This window comes from Malaciobacter marinus (assembly GCF_003544855.1).
Classification (GTDB): Bacteria; Campylobacterota; Campylobacteria; order Campylobacterales; family Arcobacteraceae; genus Malaciobacter; species Malaciobacter marinus.
Genome location: NZ_CP032101.1, coordinates 349,649 through 368,066, shown reverse-complemented (window position 1 = coordinate 368,066; position 18,418 = coordinate 349,649). Strand labels below are relative to the sequence as shown.

Genomic DNA, 18,418 nt, shown 5'->3' with positions numbered 1-18,418 from the left:
TTAGAAAGAACTATTGAACAGGAGAAAGTTAAGTGAAAGTATGGATTGAAAAAATAAATAATGCCAATTCACTTGAAGAATTAGAATCTTTAAGAGTTGAAACACTTGGAAAAAAAGGTGTTTTAACAAAAGAATTTGCAAAACTTAAAACTATACCAAATGAAGAGAAAAAAGCTTTTGCTCAAAATTTAAATGAGCAAAAAATTGCAATAAATGAAGCAATAGATACAAAAAAAGAAGTACTTGAAAAAGAGGCTTTAAATAAAAAATTAGAAAATGAAAAAATTGATGTTACTAGATTTAATAATGAGTTATCATGTGCTTCAATTCATCCAGTAATTGATACAATGGATAGAATAATAACTTATTTCCAAAATCTAAACTTTGCAGTAGAAGAAGGACCTTTAGTTGAAGATGATTTTCACAACTTTGAAGCATTGAACCTTCCAAAATATCACCCTGCAAGAGATATGCAAGATACTTTTTACAATAAAGACTTTACAGTATTAAGAACACACACTTCTCCTGTGCAAATAAGAACAATGCTATCACAAAAGCCACCAATTAGAATGATAGCTCCGGGTACTGTTTTTAGAAGAGATTTTGATTTAACACATACTCCAATGTTTCACCAAGTAGAAGGACTTGTAGTTGATAGTGCAGATAAAGTATCATTTGCAAATTTAAAACATGTTCTTGTTGAGTTTTTACAACATATGTTTGGTGATGTTGAAGTTAGATTTAGACCATCTTTCTTCCCTTTTACAGAACCAAGTGCAGAAGTTGATATTTCATGTGTATTTTGTAAAGGTGATGGATGTAGAGTATGTTCACATACAGGATGGCTTGAAGTTTTAGGTTGTGGTGTTGTTGACCCTAATGTATTTAAAGCTGTGGGATATGAAAATGTTTCAGGATATGCTTTTGGTTTAGGCGTTGAAAGATTTGCGATGCTTATACACAATATTGGAGATTTAAGATCTCTATTTGAAAGTGATTTAAAATTATTAGGACAGTTTAGATGATAGTTACAAGAAAATGGTTAGAAGAGTTTATTGATATATCAAAAATTTCTACTGATGATATTTGCAAAACACTAAACTCAATTGGACTTGAAGTTGATAGTGTAAAAGAAGTAAGAATTGCTTCTAAAGTTGTAGTAGGAAAAGTTTTAGAAAAAGAAAAACATCCAGATGCAGATAAGTTAAATATTTGTCAAGTAGATGTTGGAGATGAGACTGTACAAATTGTATGTGGGGCAAAAAATGTTGATGCAGGGCAATATGTACCTGTTGCTAAAGTTGGTTGTAAATTAAATGATAATTTTAAAATAAAAAAAGCAAAACTAAGAGGTGTTGAATCAAATGGAATGATTTGTTCTTCAACTGAATTAGGATTAGCAAAACTAAATGATGGAATTTTAGAACTTGATAACTCAATTGGAAAACTAAAAATTGGGAAAGAGTTAAATGAATATCCTTTATTAAATGATGATATTATTGAAATTGAACTAACTGCAAATAGAGGTGACTGTTTAAGTATAAATGGTATTGCAAGAGAATTAAGTGCTTTTTATAATATCCCAATTATCGAAAAAGAGAAAAATCTTGATAATAATGAGCTTGGAATTGGTCAATTTTTAGAAGTTGAATGTGAAAGTAGCATTGAAAGTTCATTACTATTTAAAGCAATTGATTTTACTGATTTTAAACTTCCTGTTTTATATAAAATAAGAGTTGGAGAAATTGATAAGTTTGAAGAAAATGATATAAATGATGCAATATCTTATTCGATTCACTCACACGGTGTAATTTTAAATTCATATGCAAATGAAGATGCTGATACAGATGATGGCTTGTCAGTATTACATGTAAAAAAAGACAAAGATGGTTTTGATAATATATATGGAAAAGAACATTTAAGTACAATTAGTATTGAACATAAAAAAACAAAAGTTCAAGACAATATATTTATTGTTGAAGCTTCATATATTAATCCAGAAAAATTATCTAAAAGAGTTTTTGAGACAAAGAAAAAAACTGGAGATATTTATTATAGAACTTCAAGAGGAAGTGAACCTGATATTAAACAAGGGATTGATTGTTTTACAACTTTTATATCAAAATATGGTGCAAAAATATACAATGGAGCAGAAGCTTTTGTAGAAGATATAGAAAAAAAATATTTAGATATCAATATAGATAAAATAAACTCAATAATTGGTCAAGATATACCAAAAGCACAAATTGAAAATATTTTAAATGCACTTGGATTTGAAGTAAAAGAAGGCTTGAACAATGTATTTTCTATTCAAATTCCTTTACACAGACATGATATTAAAAATATGGCTGATGTTACAGAAGAGATTGTAAGAATTGTAGGAATTGACAACATTAAAGCAAAACCTTTAGCAATTGATGAAGTAAATAGATTTAATAAAACATCAGCAAATTTAATCAAAAAAAATAAAATAAGAAGAAAAGCTATTGAAAATGGTTTTTATGAAACTTTAACTTATGTTTTTTCAAATAAAGAAAACTTGAAAAAATATGGTTTTGATGTTGTAAAAGAAGAACTAGATGTATTAAATCCTATTGTAAATGAATTAAACACTTTAAGAACAACGATTCTTTTAAATTTAGTAGAAGCTTGTTCTAATAACTTCAAACAAGGTATTAAAAGTGCTGCATTTTTTGAAATTGGTAAAGTAATAAATATAAATAGAGAAGAGAGTTTTAAAATCTCTTTTATTCATAGTGGATCAAAAGAAGAAGAAAGCTTCACAAATGCAGGGAAACCAGCAAATATTGATTTTTTTGAATTTTCAAAAAGAGTATTAAACTCAATTGGAAAATTTGAATTAGAACCTATGCATAGTATTAAAAATAGTTTTATTCATCCTTATCAAAATGCAAATGTAATAATTGATGGTAAAGTAGTTGGATTTATTTGTAAACTTCATCCAAGTATTGCAACTGAATTTGATCTACCAGATACATTTATTGCAGAAATTGATTTTGATGCAATTAAAGATGACTTAATAAAGGTACATACAACATCAAAATTTCAAGCTTCAAGAAAAGATTTAAGTATTATTGCACCTAAAAATATGCCTTATATAGAAATAAAAAAAGTAATAAACTCAATTGAAGATACTAATATAAAACAGTTTAATTTAATTGATATTTATAGTGATGAAAAACTTAAAGAGAGTGAAAGTTTAACTATTAGATTTATTTTACAAAATGATGAAAAAACATTGGAAGAAGAAGATATAACTTCAACAATGAATAAAATTTTAGAAAAGCTTGATACAGAACTAGGTATTGGATTAAGAGAATAAAGAGGTAAAAAGTGGAAACATTAAACATAAAGAAAATTGGAAAATCATTTGATATTACAATTGATACAATAAGTAGTGATAAATCAATCTCTCATAGATGTGCAATGTTTTCACTATTTTCAAATAAAACTTCATACATAAAAAACTATCTTACAGCTGAGGATACTTTAAATACATTAAGTATCGTAGAACAACTTGGTGCAAAAATCAAAAAAGATGGCTCATACATAGAAATTACTCCACCAAATAAATTAACTGAGCCAGAAGATGTTTTAGATTGTGGTAACTCAGGAACTGCAATAAGACTTTTTTGCGGTTTATTTGCAAGTGTTGAGGGTGCTTTTACTCTAACAGGTGATAAATACTTAAGAGCAAGACCTATGAAAAGAGTTGCAAATCCATTAAGAAGTATTGGTGCCAAAATTGATGGAAGGGAAGATGGAAATAAAGCTCCTTTATTTATTAGAGGAAATAAACTTAAAGCATTTAAGTACCAATCACCCGTAAACTCTGCACAAGTAAAATCTGCTATGATTTTAGCTGCTTTAAAAGCAGAAGATACATGTAAATACAAAGAAGAAGAATTAACAAGAGATCACACAGAACGAATGCTAAATGGCATGGGTGCAAATATAAAACTAGATAATGAAGGTTTTATAAATATTAAGCCTTTAAATGATTATTTAAAACCATTAGATATTACAGTTCCAACTGATCCCTCTTCAGCTTTTTTCTTTGCAGTTGCAGCAGCAATAAACCCAAACTCAAAAGTTACGATAAAAAATGTAACTTTAAACCCTACAAGAATTGAAGCATACAAGATTCTTGAAAAAATGGGTGCTAAAGTTGAGTATATTGAAAAAGAGAATATTTATGAACCAATTGGTGATATTATTGTAGAACACAATGAACTAAAAGGCGTAGATGTAAATGAAAATATCTCTTGGCTAATTGATGAATTACCAGCTTTATCAATTGCAATGAGTTTAGCAAAAGGCAATTCTAAAGTAAGTAATGCAAAAGAGTTAAGAGTTAAAGAAAGTGATAGAATATCTTCTGTAATAGAAAATTTAAAACTTTGTGGTGTTGATTATACAGAGTTTGAAGATGGTTATGAAATTGTTGGTGGTTCAATAAATAAAGCTACAATTAACTCATATGGGGATCATAGAATCGCTATGAGTTTTGCAATTGCTGGAACCATATGTGATATGGATATTGAAGATACACAATGTATTCAAACATCATTTCCTAACTTCAAAGAGATACTTGACACCCTATATTAAGGAAAATTATGCAAGTTAAATTAGCTTCAAGTTATGGTTTTTGTTTTGGAGTAAAAAGAGCTATAAAAATAGCAGAATCGTATGAAAATTCTGCTACTATGGGACCACTAATTCACAATCAAAATGAGATTGATAGATTAAAAAATAATTTTAATGTAGGTTTATATAATTCACTTTCAGAAGTAAAAAAAGATGATACTGTTATTATTAGAACTCATGGTATTCCAAAAGATGAGCTAAGAAATCTAAAAAAAAATAAAGATGCAAAAGTTATAAATGCAACCTGCCCTTTTGTTACAACTCCTCAGCAAATTGTTAAGAAAATGTCAAAGGAAAACTACTCAATACTAATTTTTGGGGATAGTACTCATCCAGAAGTTAAAGGTGTAAAATCTTATGGAGAAGATCAAGAAGATGTTCATGTTGTAATGAGCGTCAAAGATTTAGATAAGATAAATTTCAAATATGACAAGATTGCAACTGTTGCTCAAACTACAAAGAAAAAAGAAGTATATCTTGAAATTGTAAATGCACTTATATTAAAAAATAAAGAAGTAAGGGTATTTAATACTATTTGCGATGCAACCTTTGAAAATCAAGATGCAGCAAGAGATTTATCAAAAGAGGTTGACATAATGATTGTAATTGGAGGGAAAAACTCTTCAAATACAAAACAATTACATGCAATTTGTTTAGAGAATTGTACAGATTCTTATTTAATTGAAAATTCTAAAGAGCTTGAAAAACAGTGGTTTAAAGATAAAAAAATCTGTGGTATAACAGCTGGTGCATCAACACCTGATTGGATCATTCAAGAAGTAGTTAATAAAGTAGAAGAATATAACGAAAATTTTTAATTTAAGCCAGTTTTGGATATAATCATCCCATTTAATAAATAACGGTTAATACGAAGGAATAATATGGGTATCGAAGATATTGAAATTGGTGAAGACTTTGACTTTGAGCAAATGCTTAATGAGTCTTTTGAGAATGCTGAAAATAACTCTGTAGTAAATGGTGTAATTGTAGAAATTACTGAAGAAAACGCGCTTGTTGACGTTGGTCAAAAGATTGAAGGTAGATTAAATATCTCTGAAATCACGCTAAATGGTGAAGTGAAATATAAAGAGGGTGATACTATCCCTGTTATGTTAATGGGAACAAGAGGTGAAAGACCTGCAATCTCACATAGAAAAGTTTTACAAAAAGAGAAATTTGACGCATTTGTAGAGAAACACAAAGAAGACCTTGAAGATGTAGTAATTGAAGGTAAAGTTGTTTCTGTTAAAAATAAAGGTGGTTTCATAATTGAAGATGAGGATGGATGTGAATATTTCATGCCAATGGCTCAATCTTACTTAAAAGTTTATGGTGCAATCGGTAAAAAAGTTAAAGCTAAAGTTTTAAAAGTAAACGAAAGCCAAAACTCAATTATTGTTTCTAGAAAGAAACTAATTGAAGAAGCAAAAGCACAAAAAGATACTAAAATTGCTGAAATTTTAGAATCAGGTGAACCAGTAAATGGAACAATTAAAAAAATCACTTCTTATGGAATGTTTGTAGATTTAGGTGGAATTGATGGTTTAGTAAACTACAATGAAATCTCTTACAAAGGTCCTGTTAATCCAGCTAATTATTATGAAGAAGGTGATGAAGTTACAGTTTCTATTCTTTCTTATGATAAAGCAAAACAACACTTATCATTATCAATTAAAGCTGCATTACCAAATCCATGGGAAGAAATTAAAGATCAATTAGAAGTTGGTGATACAATCACTGTTACTGTTTCTAACTTTGAATCTTATGGTGCATTTGTTGATTTAGGAAATGATATTGAGGGATTATTACATATTTCTGAAATTACATGGAATAAAAACATCAAAAATCCAAAAGAGATTTTAACTTTAGGTGAAGAAGTTAATGTTGAAGTAATTGAGCTTGATATTGATAAAAAAAGATTAAGAGTTTCATTAAAGAACTTACAAGAAAAACCTTTTGCAAAATTCCTAAAAGAGAACAATGTAGGTGATGTTATTAAAGGTAAAGTTGCTACTTTAACTGACTTTGGTGCATTTGTTACTATTGGTGAAATTGATGGATTATTACATAATGAAGAAGCTTCTTGGGAAACTAACGCAAAATGTAAATCAATGTTTAAAAAAGGTGATGAAGTTGAAGTTAAAATCATCAAAATTGATAAAGATAAAGAAAATATTTCTTTAAGTATCAAAGAAATTTCAGATTCTCCTGCTAAAAAATTCCAAGATGCACACAGAATTGGTGATATTGTAAAAGGACCAATTAAAGATGTTAAAGATTTTGGTCTATTTATTAAACTAGATGACAATTTAGATGGTTTAGTAAGAACAGAAGATTTTGGTCCATTAAAAGCTGATGAAGTTAAAATTGGTGAAGAGATTGAAGCTGTTGTTGTAAATATTGATACAAAAAGAAATAGAGTTAGATTATCTATTAAAAGATTAGAAATACAACAAGAAAGAGAAGTTCTTAAAGCTGTAAATGATGATTCACATATGACTTTAGGCGATTTATTAAAAGATCAAATTAAATAATTTTTAAATAAGAGGGATTTTAAAAATGAGTAAACATACTATCGTAGTTTGTGACCACATTCATGAGGATGGACTAGACATCCTTAAGAACACAGAGGACATAAACTACGTTTATGCCGCAAATATAGATAAAACTGCACTATTAGATGTAATTAAAGATGCTGATATTGCAATTACGAGAAGTTCTACAGATGTAGATGAAAAGTTTTTAAACGCAGCTGTTAATTTAAAAGCAATAATTAGAGCTGGTGTTGGATATGACAATGTTGATATGGAAGGTTGTAGCAAAAGAGGAATAATTGCTATGAATGTTCCAACAGCTAACACTATTGCAGCAGTTGAACTTACTATGGCTCACATGTTATCTTGTATGAGAAAATTCCCTTATGCTCACAATCAATTAAAACAAGACAGAATCTGGAAAAGAGAAGATTGGTATGGAAATGAGTTATTTGGTAAAAAATTAGGTGTTATTGGTTTTGGTAACATTGGACATAGAGTTGCACTAAGAGCAAAATCTTTTGAGATGGATGTTGTAACTTATGACCCATATATACCATCAACAAAAGCAACTGATTTAGGTATTGAATATACTACAAATTTCGATGATATTTTATCTTGCGATATTATTACAATACACACACCAAAAAATAAAGAAACACTTGATATTATTGGTGAAAAAGAGATTGCTAAAATGAAAGATGGTGTTATTTTAATAAACTGCGCAAGAGGTGGTTTATATAATGAAGAAGCACTAGTAAACAACTTAAAATCTGGAAAAATTGCAATGGCTGGTATTGATGTATTTAAAAAAGAGCCTGCAATAAATCACCCTCTTTTAGACTTAGATAATATAACTGTAACTGCACACTTAGGTGCAAATACAAAAGAGTCTCAAAAGAAAATCGCTATTCAAGCTGCACAAAATGCAATTGAATCAGCACGTGGAATTGCATATCCAAATGCTCTTAACTTACCAATTGATGAAAGTAAAATTCCTTCTTTTGTAAAACCATATATCGAATTAACTCAAAAAATGGCATTTTTAAGTGCACAAAGTGACAAAAGTGCTATTAGATCAATTAGTGTGCAAGCAGAAGGTAAAATTGCAGAATACTTAGATTCTTTGACTACATTTGCAGCAGTTGGTTCGCTATCTGTATCAGGTGGAGAAGATGTAAACTATGTAAATGCAAAATTCTGGGCAGAAGAGAAAGGTATCACTTTTGATACTGCTGAAATTTCTCACAATAGTGGCTATAACAATAAAGTTACTGTTAAAATTACTACAGAAAAAGGTGTAAATACTATATCTGGAACTGTATTTAATGATAATATGCAAAGAATTGTTGATATTAATCATTTCGCTTTAGATATTGAACCAAAAGGTAATATGATATTCCTTAGAAACTCTGATGTACCTGGAGTAATTGGAGAAGTTGGTAAAGTATTAGGTAATGAAGGTATCAATATTGCAGACTTTAGACTATCAAGAGGCAAAAATGGCGCACTTGCAGTGATTTTAGTTGATGCTACAATAAATAGTGATATTTTAAGTAAATTAGCAAACCTAGAAGCAGCAATATCTGTTTCTTATGCAGAAATTTAAGGATAAACAATGGCAATTTCAATGAGTGAATTAAAAAAGGGATTAAAGATACAATTAGATGGTATCCCTTATAAAATTACAGAGTATCAACATGTAAAACCTGGTAAAGGAGCTGCTTTTGTTAGATGTAAAATAAAATCTTTTCTAAATGGAAAAGTTATCGAAAAAACTTTCCATGCTGGTGATAAATGTGAAACTCCAAATTTAGAACAAAAAAATATGCAATACCTATATGATGATGGTGAAATGTTACAATTCATGGACACAGAAAACTATGAACAAATAGGATTAGTGCATGATCAAGTAGGTGATGCACAAAACTGGATTATTGATGGGATGAGTGTTGATATGATGTTTTTTAATGAAAAACCAATCACAGTTGAACCACCAATGACAGTTGAATTAAAAATCATTGATACTCCACCAAACTTTAAAGGTGACTCACAAGGTGGTAAAAAACCTGCAACTTTAGAATCAGGTGCTGTAGTTCAAATTCCATTTCACCTAGTTGAAGGTGATGTTATTAAATGTGATACAAGAACTGGGGAATACCTAGAAAAAGTTAAATAAAATAAGAAAAGAGAATAACTCTCTTTTTTTATTTAAAAGTGTAAACTAATAAGAAACTGCCCAACATTACCACCACTAGAAGTAGTCAAAGAAAACCAAAGACTTAAAAATAAAGATAGTATTGTGATGATTTTCCACTTAGTTCTCCACCAACCTTTTCTTTTATTGAATTCTTTTATATATCTTATATCTTTATCTGATGTTTGAGTAAATATAATATCTGTAGAATATGCAAGTATTCCAGTAACTGTTAATACATAACCAAAGCTATCTTGAAATGTAGGGAAAAAAGAGTATTTAAATATATGATAAATTCCTATATAAAAAAATAATAAGACAGATGTTGCAAAGCCATGACCTATTATTGTTCCATAACCTAAATTGGTATTTTCTAAGAGTTCATTTTTAAATTTCTGTTTATGCCATTCTAGAGGATTATTTATACCTTTATTGTTATAATACTGCCTTATTTTAGGTATTTTATATATGTATTTATAAATAAAAAATATTGGTTTTGCAATAAAGTTTGCAAACTTTATAGAAGCTCTATAAAAAAAGTAATATATTATATTGTAAAAATATTCTATTTGTTTCAATTTTTTTCCTTTAGTGGATAATTATATGCTTTATTTATACTATTTCATATATTTTCTTGCATAAAAAACTATTCCAGCACCTAAAAATATTAAAAGCATATCCATAAAGAAAAAATAATTTATTTCATTTATATTAAAATATAATCCTATAAAACTTATAATATATCCAACTGTTTGTAATATAGATTTTTTATTCATTTTTCATCTTTAAATACTATCTTTTATTATGTATATCATTAAACTTATCAATATCTTTTGCCATAGGCCAAATTAAATATCCCCCTAAGAATGTAATTAAAAATATTAAAATTAACATTCCTCCCCAAAAAAAATCAAAAAAATTTGGCAAAATAACCCATCCAATAATTAAAATTATCAAACCAATTAAAGCTTTTTTATTATTTGTAAGTTTTTTCATTTATTTTTCCTTTTTATCATATATGTAGCTAAAATATGGTTTTATGATTAATTCATTTGCTATTTGTATATATTTACTGTTCCCTGCTACTGTATCTACAAAAGTATCAAATGCTAATTTAATTATAAAATCTTCTCTTTTTGTCTTTCTAAATAATAAATTGAAGTTTTTGATGCTCCATTAACAAAACCAAAAAATAATGTAAATTGAAAAGGAACTTTTCCTGTTGTTGTTAAAAGTATTGCTGTAGAAGTTTGTTCTACATATTTCAAACCTTGTATGATACCACTTTTTAATTGAGATAAAAACTCTTCTTGATTCTCTTCATATATTTTATTTAAATAATCTTTTCTTTTTATATTATTATTGATTATATTTCTTGCTTCTTCTATATTCATATCATTTGGAATATAAGGTTGTGCCAAATTATTTATCCAATGATTACTTGTATCAATATGAGTTTCTTTTTTATGTTCTTTTTTTTCTTTAAATAGTTCCGCAAATAGTTCTACTGTTTTTACTTCTACTTTTATATTATCACTATTTTCTTTAATTTTAATTTTCACAAATTTTAAAATTTCAGAAGATGTTTTTACTTCCTTTTTATATACTATATCAATTTTATTATTATAGTTTTTATCTTCTTTAATTATTTTCTCTTTTAAATTTACTTGTTCTATAAATATTTCATCATTTTTTGAGCCAGTTAGAGTATAAAATAGAAAGTGAAGTTTTTTCTTTTCTTTTTCAACTTCAATCCAAACCTCTTTTTCATACTCTCTTGTTATTTCTGCATCATTATCTGCATCAATCCATCCAGATGCATATTTAACTTTTGAGGAATCTATTTTTAACTCATTTGCTAAGCTTAAGATTGTAAATCTTTTCTCTACTTTTTTGTTTTCTTGTACTTTTTCTTCTTATCCTATTTTTTAGTTTATATATTTGAATGTAAACTAATAAGAAACTGCCCAACATTACCACCACTAGAAGTAGTCAAAGAAAACCAAAGACTTAAAAATAAAGATAGTATTGTGATGATTTTCCACTTAGTTCTCCACCAACCTTTTCTTTTATTGAACTCTTTTATGTATTTTTCACCTTTATCGTCTTTTTGACATAATATTACGTCTGTTAAAAAAGCTAGTATGGCAATAATTGTTACAACATATCCAAAGTTATCTTGAAAAAAAGGGAAGAAAAGATATAAAATAATATGATATATACTCATATATAAAAAGAATGTAATTAACATTGGACCAGATGCACCTATCATTGTTCCTAAACCTAATTTAGGGTTTTCTGTAACTTTTTTTGTTCTTTTGATTGCAACATCCAGTGGATCATTATTTTCTTTTGTTACATAATATTTACGAATTGAAGGTATTTTATTTACAAAAAAATAAAATATCTTGATTATAGGCATTAATAGAAAATCGATTCCTATGAATAATTTAATAATAGCTCTATAAAAAAAATAATATATTATATTGTAAAAATATTCTATTTGTTTCAATTTTCTTCCTTTAATGGATAATCATATACTTTATTTATACTATTTCATATATTTTCTTGCATAAAAAACTATTCCACCACCTAAAAATATTAAAAGCATATCCATAAAGAAAAAATAATGAATCTCATTTATATTAAAATATAATCCTATAAAACTTATAATATATCCAACTGTTTGTAATATAAAATTTTTATTCATTTTTCACCTTTAAATACTATCTTTTATTGTGTATATCATTAAACTTATCAATATCTTTTGCCATAGGCCAAATTAAATATCCCCCTAAAATATTAAGAAATAAGAAAAGTAGCCATTCTATTAATTGTGGTATTAAATTCTCAAATACTATACCAAATATCCATGCAAATATAATACTAATTGAACCAATTAAAGCTTTTTGATTATTTGTAAGTTTTTTCATTTTGATTCTTAATAGAAAATATTTGATAAAAATTTAAATGACTTTTTTCCAAGTTGAAAAGTATGTAATTAAAAAATTAATGCTGAATAAAATTAAGAATAGAAATAAAATTAATATCCAAAAAGGTATTAAAATATTAAAACTTTGACTTATAATACTTATTACTGCTCCTAGAAATAAAAAACCTCCCATAATAAATAAAACGTTGATGATAGTTTTGAGAAGTTTAGAAAATAGAGGTAATAAATATATATGTCCATCTATATTTATTTTTCCTTTAAAAGTTAAAATTAATGTATTTTTTAGTGTTTTGATACGACTCATTTTTATTTTCCTAAAATTATATTTTTTGCAAAATCATCAATTTCTTTTGCTGTGAATAATACATCACCTGCGGTTGCACTACTAGGAATAACCAATGGTGCTTTACTTAAATAAGAAAGACCCACTCCTGTTATAAACCTACTGGTAACATACCCTGGATTTGATTTAATATATTTAGATGCAACTTTGAGAAAAATTTCTCTGGCACCTTGATTATTTGATATAATATGTTTAATTAATCTTAATGTATACTCTGTTTCTTTACTACTATTTTTTTGTTCTATATTATCTAATTGCCAATCTCTAAAACCTGAAATTCTAGCTGCCCAATCTCCAAATCCATATAATCCTGCAAATATTGAAGCAGAACCTTGAAACATAGGATGTATATTTTCAAATCCTTTTGTTATAGGATTTCGTTTTTGGATTTTATATTTTTGTATATCTTTTGAAGTAAGTAGATGAACTTTATTTGTATTAGGTCTATGTATAAATCCTATAAAAACTATATTTTCAACTTCAATCCAAACCTCTTTTCATACTCTTTTGTTATTTCTGCATCATTATCTGCATCAATCCATCCTGAAACATATTTAACTTTTGAGGAGTCTATATTTAACTCATCTGCTAAGTTTGAGATTGTAAATCTTTTCTCTACTTTTGTATTCTCTTGTACTTTTACTTCTTATCAATTTTTACAATAGTTAGAAAGAATTAGTTTATATATTTGAATGTAAATTAATAAGAAAACGTCCAATACTTCCAATACTAGATGTAGATAAACAAAACCAAAGACTTAAAAATAAAGATAGTATTGTGATGATTTTCCACTTAGTTCTCCACCAACCTTTTCTTTTATTGAACTCTTTTATATATTTTTCACCTTTATTATCTTTTTGGCACAATATTACATCTGTTAAAAAAGCTAGTATTGCAAGAATAATAAAATCCATATGATGTGATTCTTCAAAAGTAGGGAATAATGAATATTTAAATATATGATAAATTCCCATATAAATAAAAAATATAATTGAAATTGAAAAGCCTGCACTCATTATTGTTCCATAACCTAAATTGGAATTTTCTAAGAGTTCATTTTTAAATTTTTGTTTATGCCATTTTAGAGGATTATTTATACCTTTATTGTTATAATACTGTCTTATTTTAGGTATTTTATATATGTATTTATAAATAAAGAATATTGGTTTTGCAATAAAGTTTGCAAACTTTATAGAAACTCTATAAAAAAAGTAATATATTATATTGTAAAAATATTCTATTTGTTTCAATTTTCTTCCTTTAGTGGATAATTATTTATTATTGTACTTCCTTTGCTATCTTGAATAAACTTAATTCCTTCTTCTCCCACTTTTGAAAATATCCAACCTACTGATCCTCCAATTAGAATAGAGCCTCCTAAAACAACTAAAATAGATGAAACAGGTAATGCTATTATACCAATCAAAATACTTGTAATTACCCCACCTGCAAATCCTAAAGCAGTACTTCCTATTTGTTGTTCTGTTTGTTGTCCAAACTCATCAATAAAATTTGATGTTTTGATACCTCTTTTCTTTAGTTCCATTATATCTTTATCAATTGCTGAATCTATTTGGATATATCCAATAACAAGACTTATAATAAATGTACCTTTACTAAGTCCATCAGCCCATTTAGACATACTATAAGTTTTTACATATGGATTTCCACTCCATCCACTTTCATAATGCTTTATATGTATGCCTTTTGAATTTGTTAATGCAAAGCTTCCTTTTTTATGTTCCATACCTTCTGCTAATCCACCTAAACCATTATTTATATCACCAAATGCACTTGCTATTTTATCTTGTGGAGTACTTGCTACATTTTGTCCTTCTATATCTTGAAAGATTATATCATTACCTTGCTTTTTTGCTGTAAGTTTTGCTTCTATTTTACCTGTTGAGGCATTTGTAATATATGCACTTTTTATATATGTTTGATAGTGGGCTAATCCAATTGTATTCATATCATCAACTTCTAGTGAAGATTGATAATTGCCTTTTTTTATCTCACCTTTTAAAATAAGTTTCTCTTGTTTTATACCATGTCCTAGCTTAGGCGTAAATTTATTTATAAGACTTTTATAATCCTCTATATTTTTAGGACGTAAAGTTATTGGAGTTATTGATTGACCATTTTCATCAAATGTTACATCAAATTCACTTATTTCTTGGTCTTCTTTTAAAAAGTTAAAGTTTGAATTATTTGCTAGAATTTTTATTTTAGCTTTTGAATCTTTGGTTCCATGTGCTACAACATTTACTTTAGTTCCTAAAGGAATAAATGTATTATTAAGTTTAATACTATTTACCTCTTCTTGATTTATATCATGAATAAGTATAGATTGTTTTGGATATATAATATTTGCATTTGCAAGTTTATTTACTGATACTAGTTCTTCTACGGTTGTATTATATTTTTGGGCAATTAAAGAGAGATTCTCACCTTCTTTTACTTCATGAACAGTTGGCTTAGAAGGTTGATTATAAGAAAAATAAAGAGCTGTTATCTTTTCTTCAATTACTTCAATCCAAACCTCTTTTTCATACTCTCTTGTTATCTCTCCATCATTATCTACATCAATCCATCCTGAAACATATTTAACTTTTGAGGAATCTATTTTTAACTCATCTACTAAGTTTGAGATTGTAAATCTTTTTTCTACTTTTTTATTTTCTTGTACTTTTTCTTTATACTCTTTTTGTTTTAATACTTTTTTATTTTCATCATAAAGTTTTAGGATTACTTTTACTTCTTGTCCTATTTGTACATTTACTGTTCTTGCTGTTAGTTTTATCTTATCATCTAGTTTTTTAGTTATCATCTTCAAATCCTAAACTACTTATATATTTTCCTTTTTCATCATAAGTTAATCTACTATTTGCACCATCTTGAATTTTTCCATCAATATATGCTAAGAAATTAATCTCATGAACTTTTTCTTCTTTTAGATTATGAATTATTGTCTCTTTTCCATTATATTTTTCTCTTTGTGTATCTTCTATTTGCCATCTTATTTGCGCTAGTTCTTCTTGCCTTGGACTTTCTACATTTAATACTGCTATACATTCACCCTCTTCTTGTGAAGAATGGCTTGAAATAATATCTTTAACTTCTAAATATCTTACAAGTTGTGTTTGTGTATATCCCTCTTCTTCACTATTACTTACAAAACAATGTGCATGTCCTACTTTATAAATATTTTCTTCTTCTAAAGAAACACTCATTTTTAATCCAGTAATAGTAATATTATCATTTGTTGGATTATCTGTTATGATATTAGTATCAGCTTCATCATTGTTTTTAATAAAATACCATTGAAGTTGAGCTAATTGTGTTTCATTTAAATCTGTAGTTTTACTCCAAACACCATTATAAAACTTCTCAACAACAGCTTCATACTCTAAAACTTGTGTTATATCATCTTGTTTTGTAAGTGTAGGAATTAATTCCACTACTCTTACTTTTTCATATAGTGGTTTTGGTATCTCTGTTTTTACTACATCCTCAACACCAACCCCACCATTAGCACTATTATCCACAAAGTTTGAAGTATTAAAGTGAATGCCACTTGCATCTACTGTTAGGATATTACTTCCACATTTAAAGCTTATGCCATCACTTCCATCAAGTAAGCAGTTATCTGAAGCTTGTACTTTTAAATCACTTGTATTTAGATGAAAGCCATCTTCTATATCAACTCTTAACTCTTTTCCTATTTTTACAAATAGATTTTGCAAATATTTATCTGATACATCTTTTTGAATATATTTATGCAAGATATTTTTGATTCTAAGTTCTACATCTCTTTCTAGGTATGTCTTTTCATCTTGTTTTATTAGTGTTTCTAAGTTTTGTTTATAGTGTTTTTCACAATCTTGTTTAATAGTTGTAATAGACTCTTTCTCAACAGTTAAAATCTTGTTTGCTTTTATGTTTTTTCTTTCTTCTTCTCCAACTATTATGATTGAGTCTTTTTGTATTGTCTCTTCTTTATCATTATCTACTAATAGTTTTGAGTTATTCTCTACATGTTTATATTCATCATTTAACACATGAGTTTTTAGATTCTTTTGTGCTCTAAATGATAATAACTCTTCACCTTGTTTATCTTCAAACAATATCTCATTATAGCCTTGCTTATGTTCATATTGTGGCATTGAGTTTGTTTTGATATAACTCTTTGTTTTATCTTTTGGAAGGTTATATGGTACTTTATTCTCACCATTATACAAGCTTCCTATTATTATTGGTTTATCTATATCTCCATTTACAAAGCTTACTATTACTTCACTATTTACTCTTGGCAGAAATTGTGCTCCATAGTTATCTCCTGCAAAGAAGTTTGAGTATCTTAAGTAGCAAGATATTGTTCTATTCTGTTCAAAGTGAAACAATACTTTTATTCTTCCTTGTTCATCTACATCTATTGTATTTACATCTTCTTTTGTATTACTATTACTACTTGCTACTATTGCTGTTTGTACTGAGTTTATTTTGGGTTTTATTACTGTATATGGTGGAACATACTCTATATCTTTTGGTATTGAAGTAAATTCTACTTCATATTCAAGTTCATGTTTTTTATTTTCATTTATATTTTGTATATATTCATCCAATGCATTTGGAAAAATTCCATTATATTTTACTTCTATTACTATTACATCAAATACTTTTTTTGCAGCCTCATCTTCTAATTTTATACACAAAGAGTCATTTATTACTACTTCTTGGCTTGTTGCATATATTATATTTGATTTTACATATTCTCTTTTTGCTTCTATTTTATTATATTTATCCAAATCTTTATACAAGCTCTCATCAAGTACATTTAGTTTATCTCTTAGATTATTTCTTTTTATATCTGTTCTTAATTGAGTTGTTGATTGATTATCTTTTATGCTAGAAGTTATTGCTGCACCTGTTTGCACTTTATATTCTAAGCTTGGTCTATTTTTATCATAATAATCTTCTATTATATTTGTTGCACTAAATTTTTTACTATGATTAAATTGGCTTACTGCGCTATAGCTATTTATTATTGCATGTTCATTTAAGTTACACAAAATTATATTATATGGATTATTTGAAGAGTATTCTACTATAAAGCTATATCCCTCTTCTTCACAAAGCATTGTAAGAAATTCCAAATCACTTTGATTATATTGAGTTATATACTCTCTTGTTACTTCATTTTTTATATCTATTTTTACATCTACATTTATATTTAGCAGTTGATTATATCTATTTAGTATTTCACTAAAAATTGTACTTACTTTTCTTTCATGATATATCTCATATCTATTATTTAATCCTAAGTAATACAAGGGCGATACTATTTTTACTTTATACAGATGTTTTCTTGCTACTACACTATCTTCACTTGCTTCATAGACTTTTCCAAATATTGTTTTTTTATCTAAAGGATTTATTTCATCTTGAATTATTAGTTCTACATCTGTATCTACTATATCTTCTATTTGTATAAACTCTTCACTTACAAATATTACTTCAAATTCATAAGGTTTATTTACTTTACTATATCCATTTAGTTTATATACACTCAAGCTTTCATTTAGTATATCTGGCAGGTCACTTCTATAGTTTAACAACTTGATTCTTGATTTTATGCTTTGTGTTATTTCTTTTCGTAGTGTTTTTGAGATATTTTCTATTATTTTTGACATTAAAGTGCCTTTTTTAAAGTAATAGAAAATATT

General features: G+C 27.1%; 19 protein-coding genes. 8 read left to right on the top strand and 11 right to left on the bottom strand.

Going from position 1 to position 18,418, the window contains the following annotated elements; translation table 11 throughout:
- The first annotated feature begins 32 nt into the window (after positions 1-32).
- The 7 genes from pheS (at position 33) to efp (ending at position 9,381) form a co-directional block, all read left to right on the top strand.
- Positions 33-1,025: a phenylalanine--tRNA ligase subunit alpha gene (pheS, locus tag AMRN_RS01860; RefSeq protein WP_099311936.1), complete on the top strand. Its 993-nt coding sequence runs from the start codon at positions 33-35 to the stop codon at positions 1,023-1,025.
- Positions 1,022-3,343, top strand: coding sequence for a phenylalanine--tRNA ligase subunit beta (pheT, locus tag AMRN_RS01855; protein ID WP_099311934.1), 2,322 nt, complete (start codon positions 1,022-1,024; stop codon positions 3,341-3,343). Before pheS ends, pheT begins: the two co-directional genes overlap by 4 nt.
- 11 nt (positions 3,344-3,354) lie before the next feature.
- Positions 3,355-4,629: a 3-phosphoshikimate 1-carboxyvinyltransferase gene (aroA, locus tag AMRN_RS01850; RefSeq protein ID WP_099311932.1), complete on the top strand. Its 1,275-nt coding sequence runs from the start codon at positions 3,355-3,357 to the stop codon at positions 4,627-4,629.
- A gap of 8 nt (positions 4,630-4,637) precedes the next feature.
- Positions 4,638-5,486: a 4-hydroxy-3-methylbut-2-enyl diphosphate reductase gene (locus tag AMRN_RS01845; RefSeq protein WP_099311930.1), complete on the top strand. Its 849-nt coding sequence runs from the start codon at positions 4,638-4,640 to the stop codon at positions 5,484-5,486.
- 63 nt (positions 5,487-5,549) lie between these two features.
- Entirely contained in the window at positions 5,550-7,202 is a 1,653-nt protein-coding gene (locus AMRN_RS01840) for a 30S ribosomal protein S1 (protein ID WP_099311928.1), read from the top strand.
- 25 nt (positions 7,203-7,227) lie between these two features.
- Complete coding sequence (serA, locus tag AMRN_RS01835; protein WP_099311926.1) at positions 7,228-8,811, top strand: phosphoglycerate dehydrogenase; 1,584 nt, start codon at positions 7,228-7,230, stop codon at positions 8,809-8,811.
- A 9-nt stretch (positions 8,812-8,820) separates the two neighbouring features.
- On the top strand, positions 8,821-9,381 hold the full coding sequence (efp, locus tag AMRN_RS01830; RefSeq protein ID WP_099311925.1) for an elongation factor P: 561 nt from the start codon (positions 8,821-8,823) through the stop codon (positions 9,379-9,381).
- Between the two features lie 32 nt (positions 9,382-9,413).
- Here efp and AMRN_RS01825 read toward each other — a convergent pair whose 3' ends face one another.
- The 8 genes from AMRN_RS01825 to AMRN_RS01795 all read right to left on the bottom strand — a co-directional run bounded on the left by AMRN_RS01825 (position 9,414) and on the right by AMRN_RS01795 (position 13,036).
- Positions 9,414-9,977: a hypothetical protein gene (locus AMRN_RS01825; protein ID WP_118897343.1), complete on the bottom strand. Its 564-nt coding sequence runs from the start codon at positions 9,975-9,977 to the stop codon at positions 9,414-9,416.
- 39 nt (positions 9,978-10,016) lie between these two features.
- A complete protein-coding gene (locus tag AMRN_RS14150; protein WP_191282155.1) occupies positions 10,017-10,175 on the bottom strand; it encodes a hypothetical protein in 159 nt (52 codons plus the stop codon).
- A 16-nt stretch (positions 10,176-10,191) separates the two neighbouring features.
- Positions 10,192-10,395 carry a hypothetical protein gene (locus AMRN_RS01820; RefSeq protein WP_118897342.1) on the bottom strand — a complete coding sequence of 68 codons (204 nt, stop codon included), beginning with the start codon at positions 10,393-10,395 and terminating at the stop codon, positions 10,192-10,194.
- Between the two features lie 122 nt (positions 10,396-10,517).
- Entirely contained in the window at positions 10,518-10,961 is a 444-nt protein-coding gene (locus AMRN_RS01815; protein WP_099312786.1) for a hypothetical protein, read from the bottom strand.
- Between the two features lie 371 nt (positions 10,962-11,332).
- On the bottom strand, positions 11,333-11,911 hold the full coding sequence (locus AMRN_RS01810; protein WP_118897341.1) for a hypothetical protein: 579 nt from the start codon (positions 11,909-11,911) through the stop codon (positions 11,333-11,335).
- Positions 11,912-11,950: 39 nt separating this feature from the next.
- A complete protein-coding gene (locus AMRN_RS14145) occupies positions 11,951-12,109 on the bottom strand; it encodes a hypothetical protein (RefSeq protein ID WP_165772847.1) in 159 nt (52 codons plus the stop codon).
- Between the two features lie 16 nt (positions 12,110-12,125).
- On the bottom strand, positions 12,126-12,332 hold the full coding sequence (locus AMRN_RS01805; protein ID WP_099311452.1) for a hypothetical protein: 207 nt from the start codon (positions 12,330-12,332) through the stop codon (positions 12,126-12,128).
- A gap of 326 nt (positions 12,333-12,658) precedes the next feature.
- Positions 12,659-13,036, bottom strand: a complete 378-nt coding sequence (locus tag AMRN_RS01795) for a hypothetical protein (protein ID WP_099311453.1) — start codon at positions 13,034-13,036, stop codon at positions 12,659-12,661.
- Between the two features lie 81 nt (positions 13,037-13,117).
- Between AMRN_RS01795 and AMRN_RS14115 the strand changes: the two genes are divergently transcribed.
- The gene (locus AMRN_RS14115; protein ID WP_133116771.1) at positions 13,118-13,360 is read left to right on the top strand and encodes a hypothetical protein; all 243 of its coding nucleotides are present in this window, start codon (positions 13,118-13,120) and stop codon (positions 13,358-13,360) included.
- A gap of 15 nt (positions 13,361-13,375) precedes the next feature.
- Here AMRN_RS14115 and AMRN_RS01790 read toward each other — a convergent pair whose 3' ends face one another.
- Genes AMRN_RS01790 through AMRN_RS01780 form a run of 3 tightly spaced genes read right to left on the bottom strand, consistent with a single transcriptional unit; the run spans position 13,376 to position 18,385 of the window.
- The gene (locus tag AMRN_RS01790; protein WP_099311454.1) at positions 13,376-13,945 is read right to left on the bottom strand and encodes a hypothetical protein; all 570 of its coding nucleotides are present in this window, start codon (positions 13,943-13,945) and stop codon (positions 13,376-13,378) included.
- Entirely contained in the window at positions 13,942-15,522 is a 1,581-nt protein-coding gene (locus AMRN_RS01785) for a LysM peptidoglycan-binding domain-containing protein (protein WP_152031928.1), read from the bottom strand. The genes AMRN_RS01790 and AMRN_RS01785 overlap by 4 nt, the downstream gene beginning before the upstream one ends.
- Complete coding sequence (locus AMRN_RS01780; RefSeq protein WP_118897340.1) at positions 15,512-18,385, bottom strand: type VI secretion system Vgr family protein; 2,874 nt, start codon at positions 18,383-18,385, stop codon at positions 15,512-15,514. Before AMRN_RS01780 ends, AMRN_RS01785 begins: the two co-directional genes overlap by 11 nt.
- Positions 18,386-18,418: the final 33 nt, after the last annotated feature.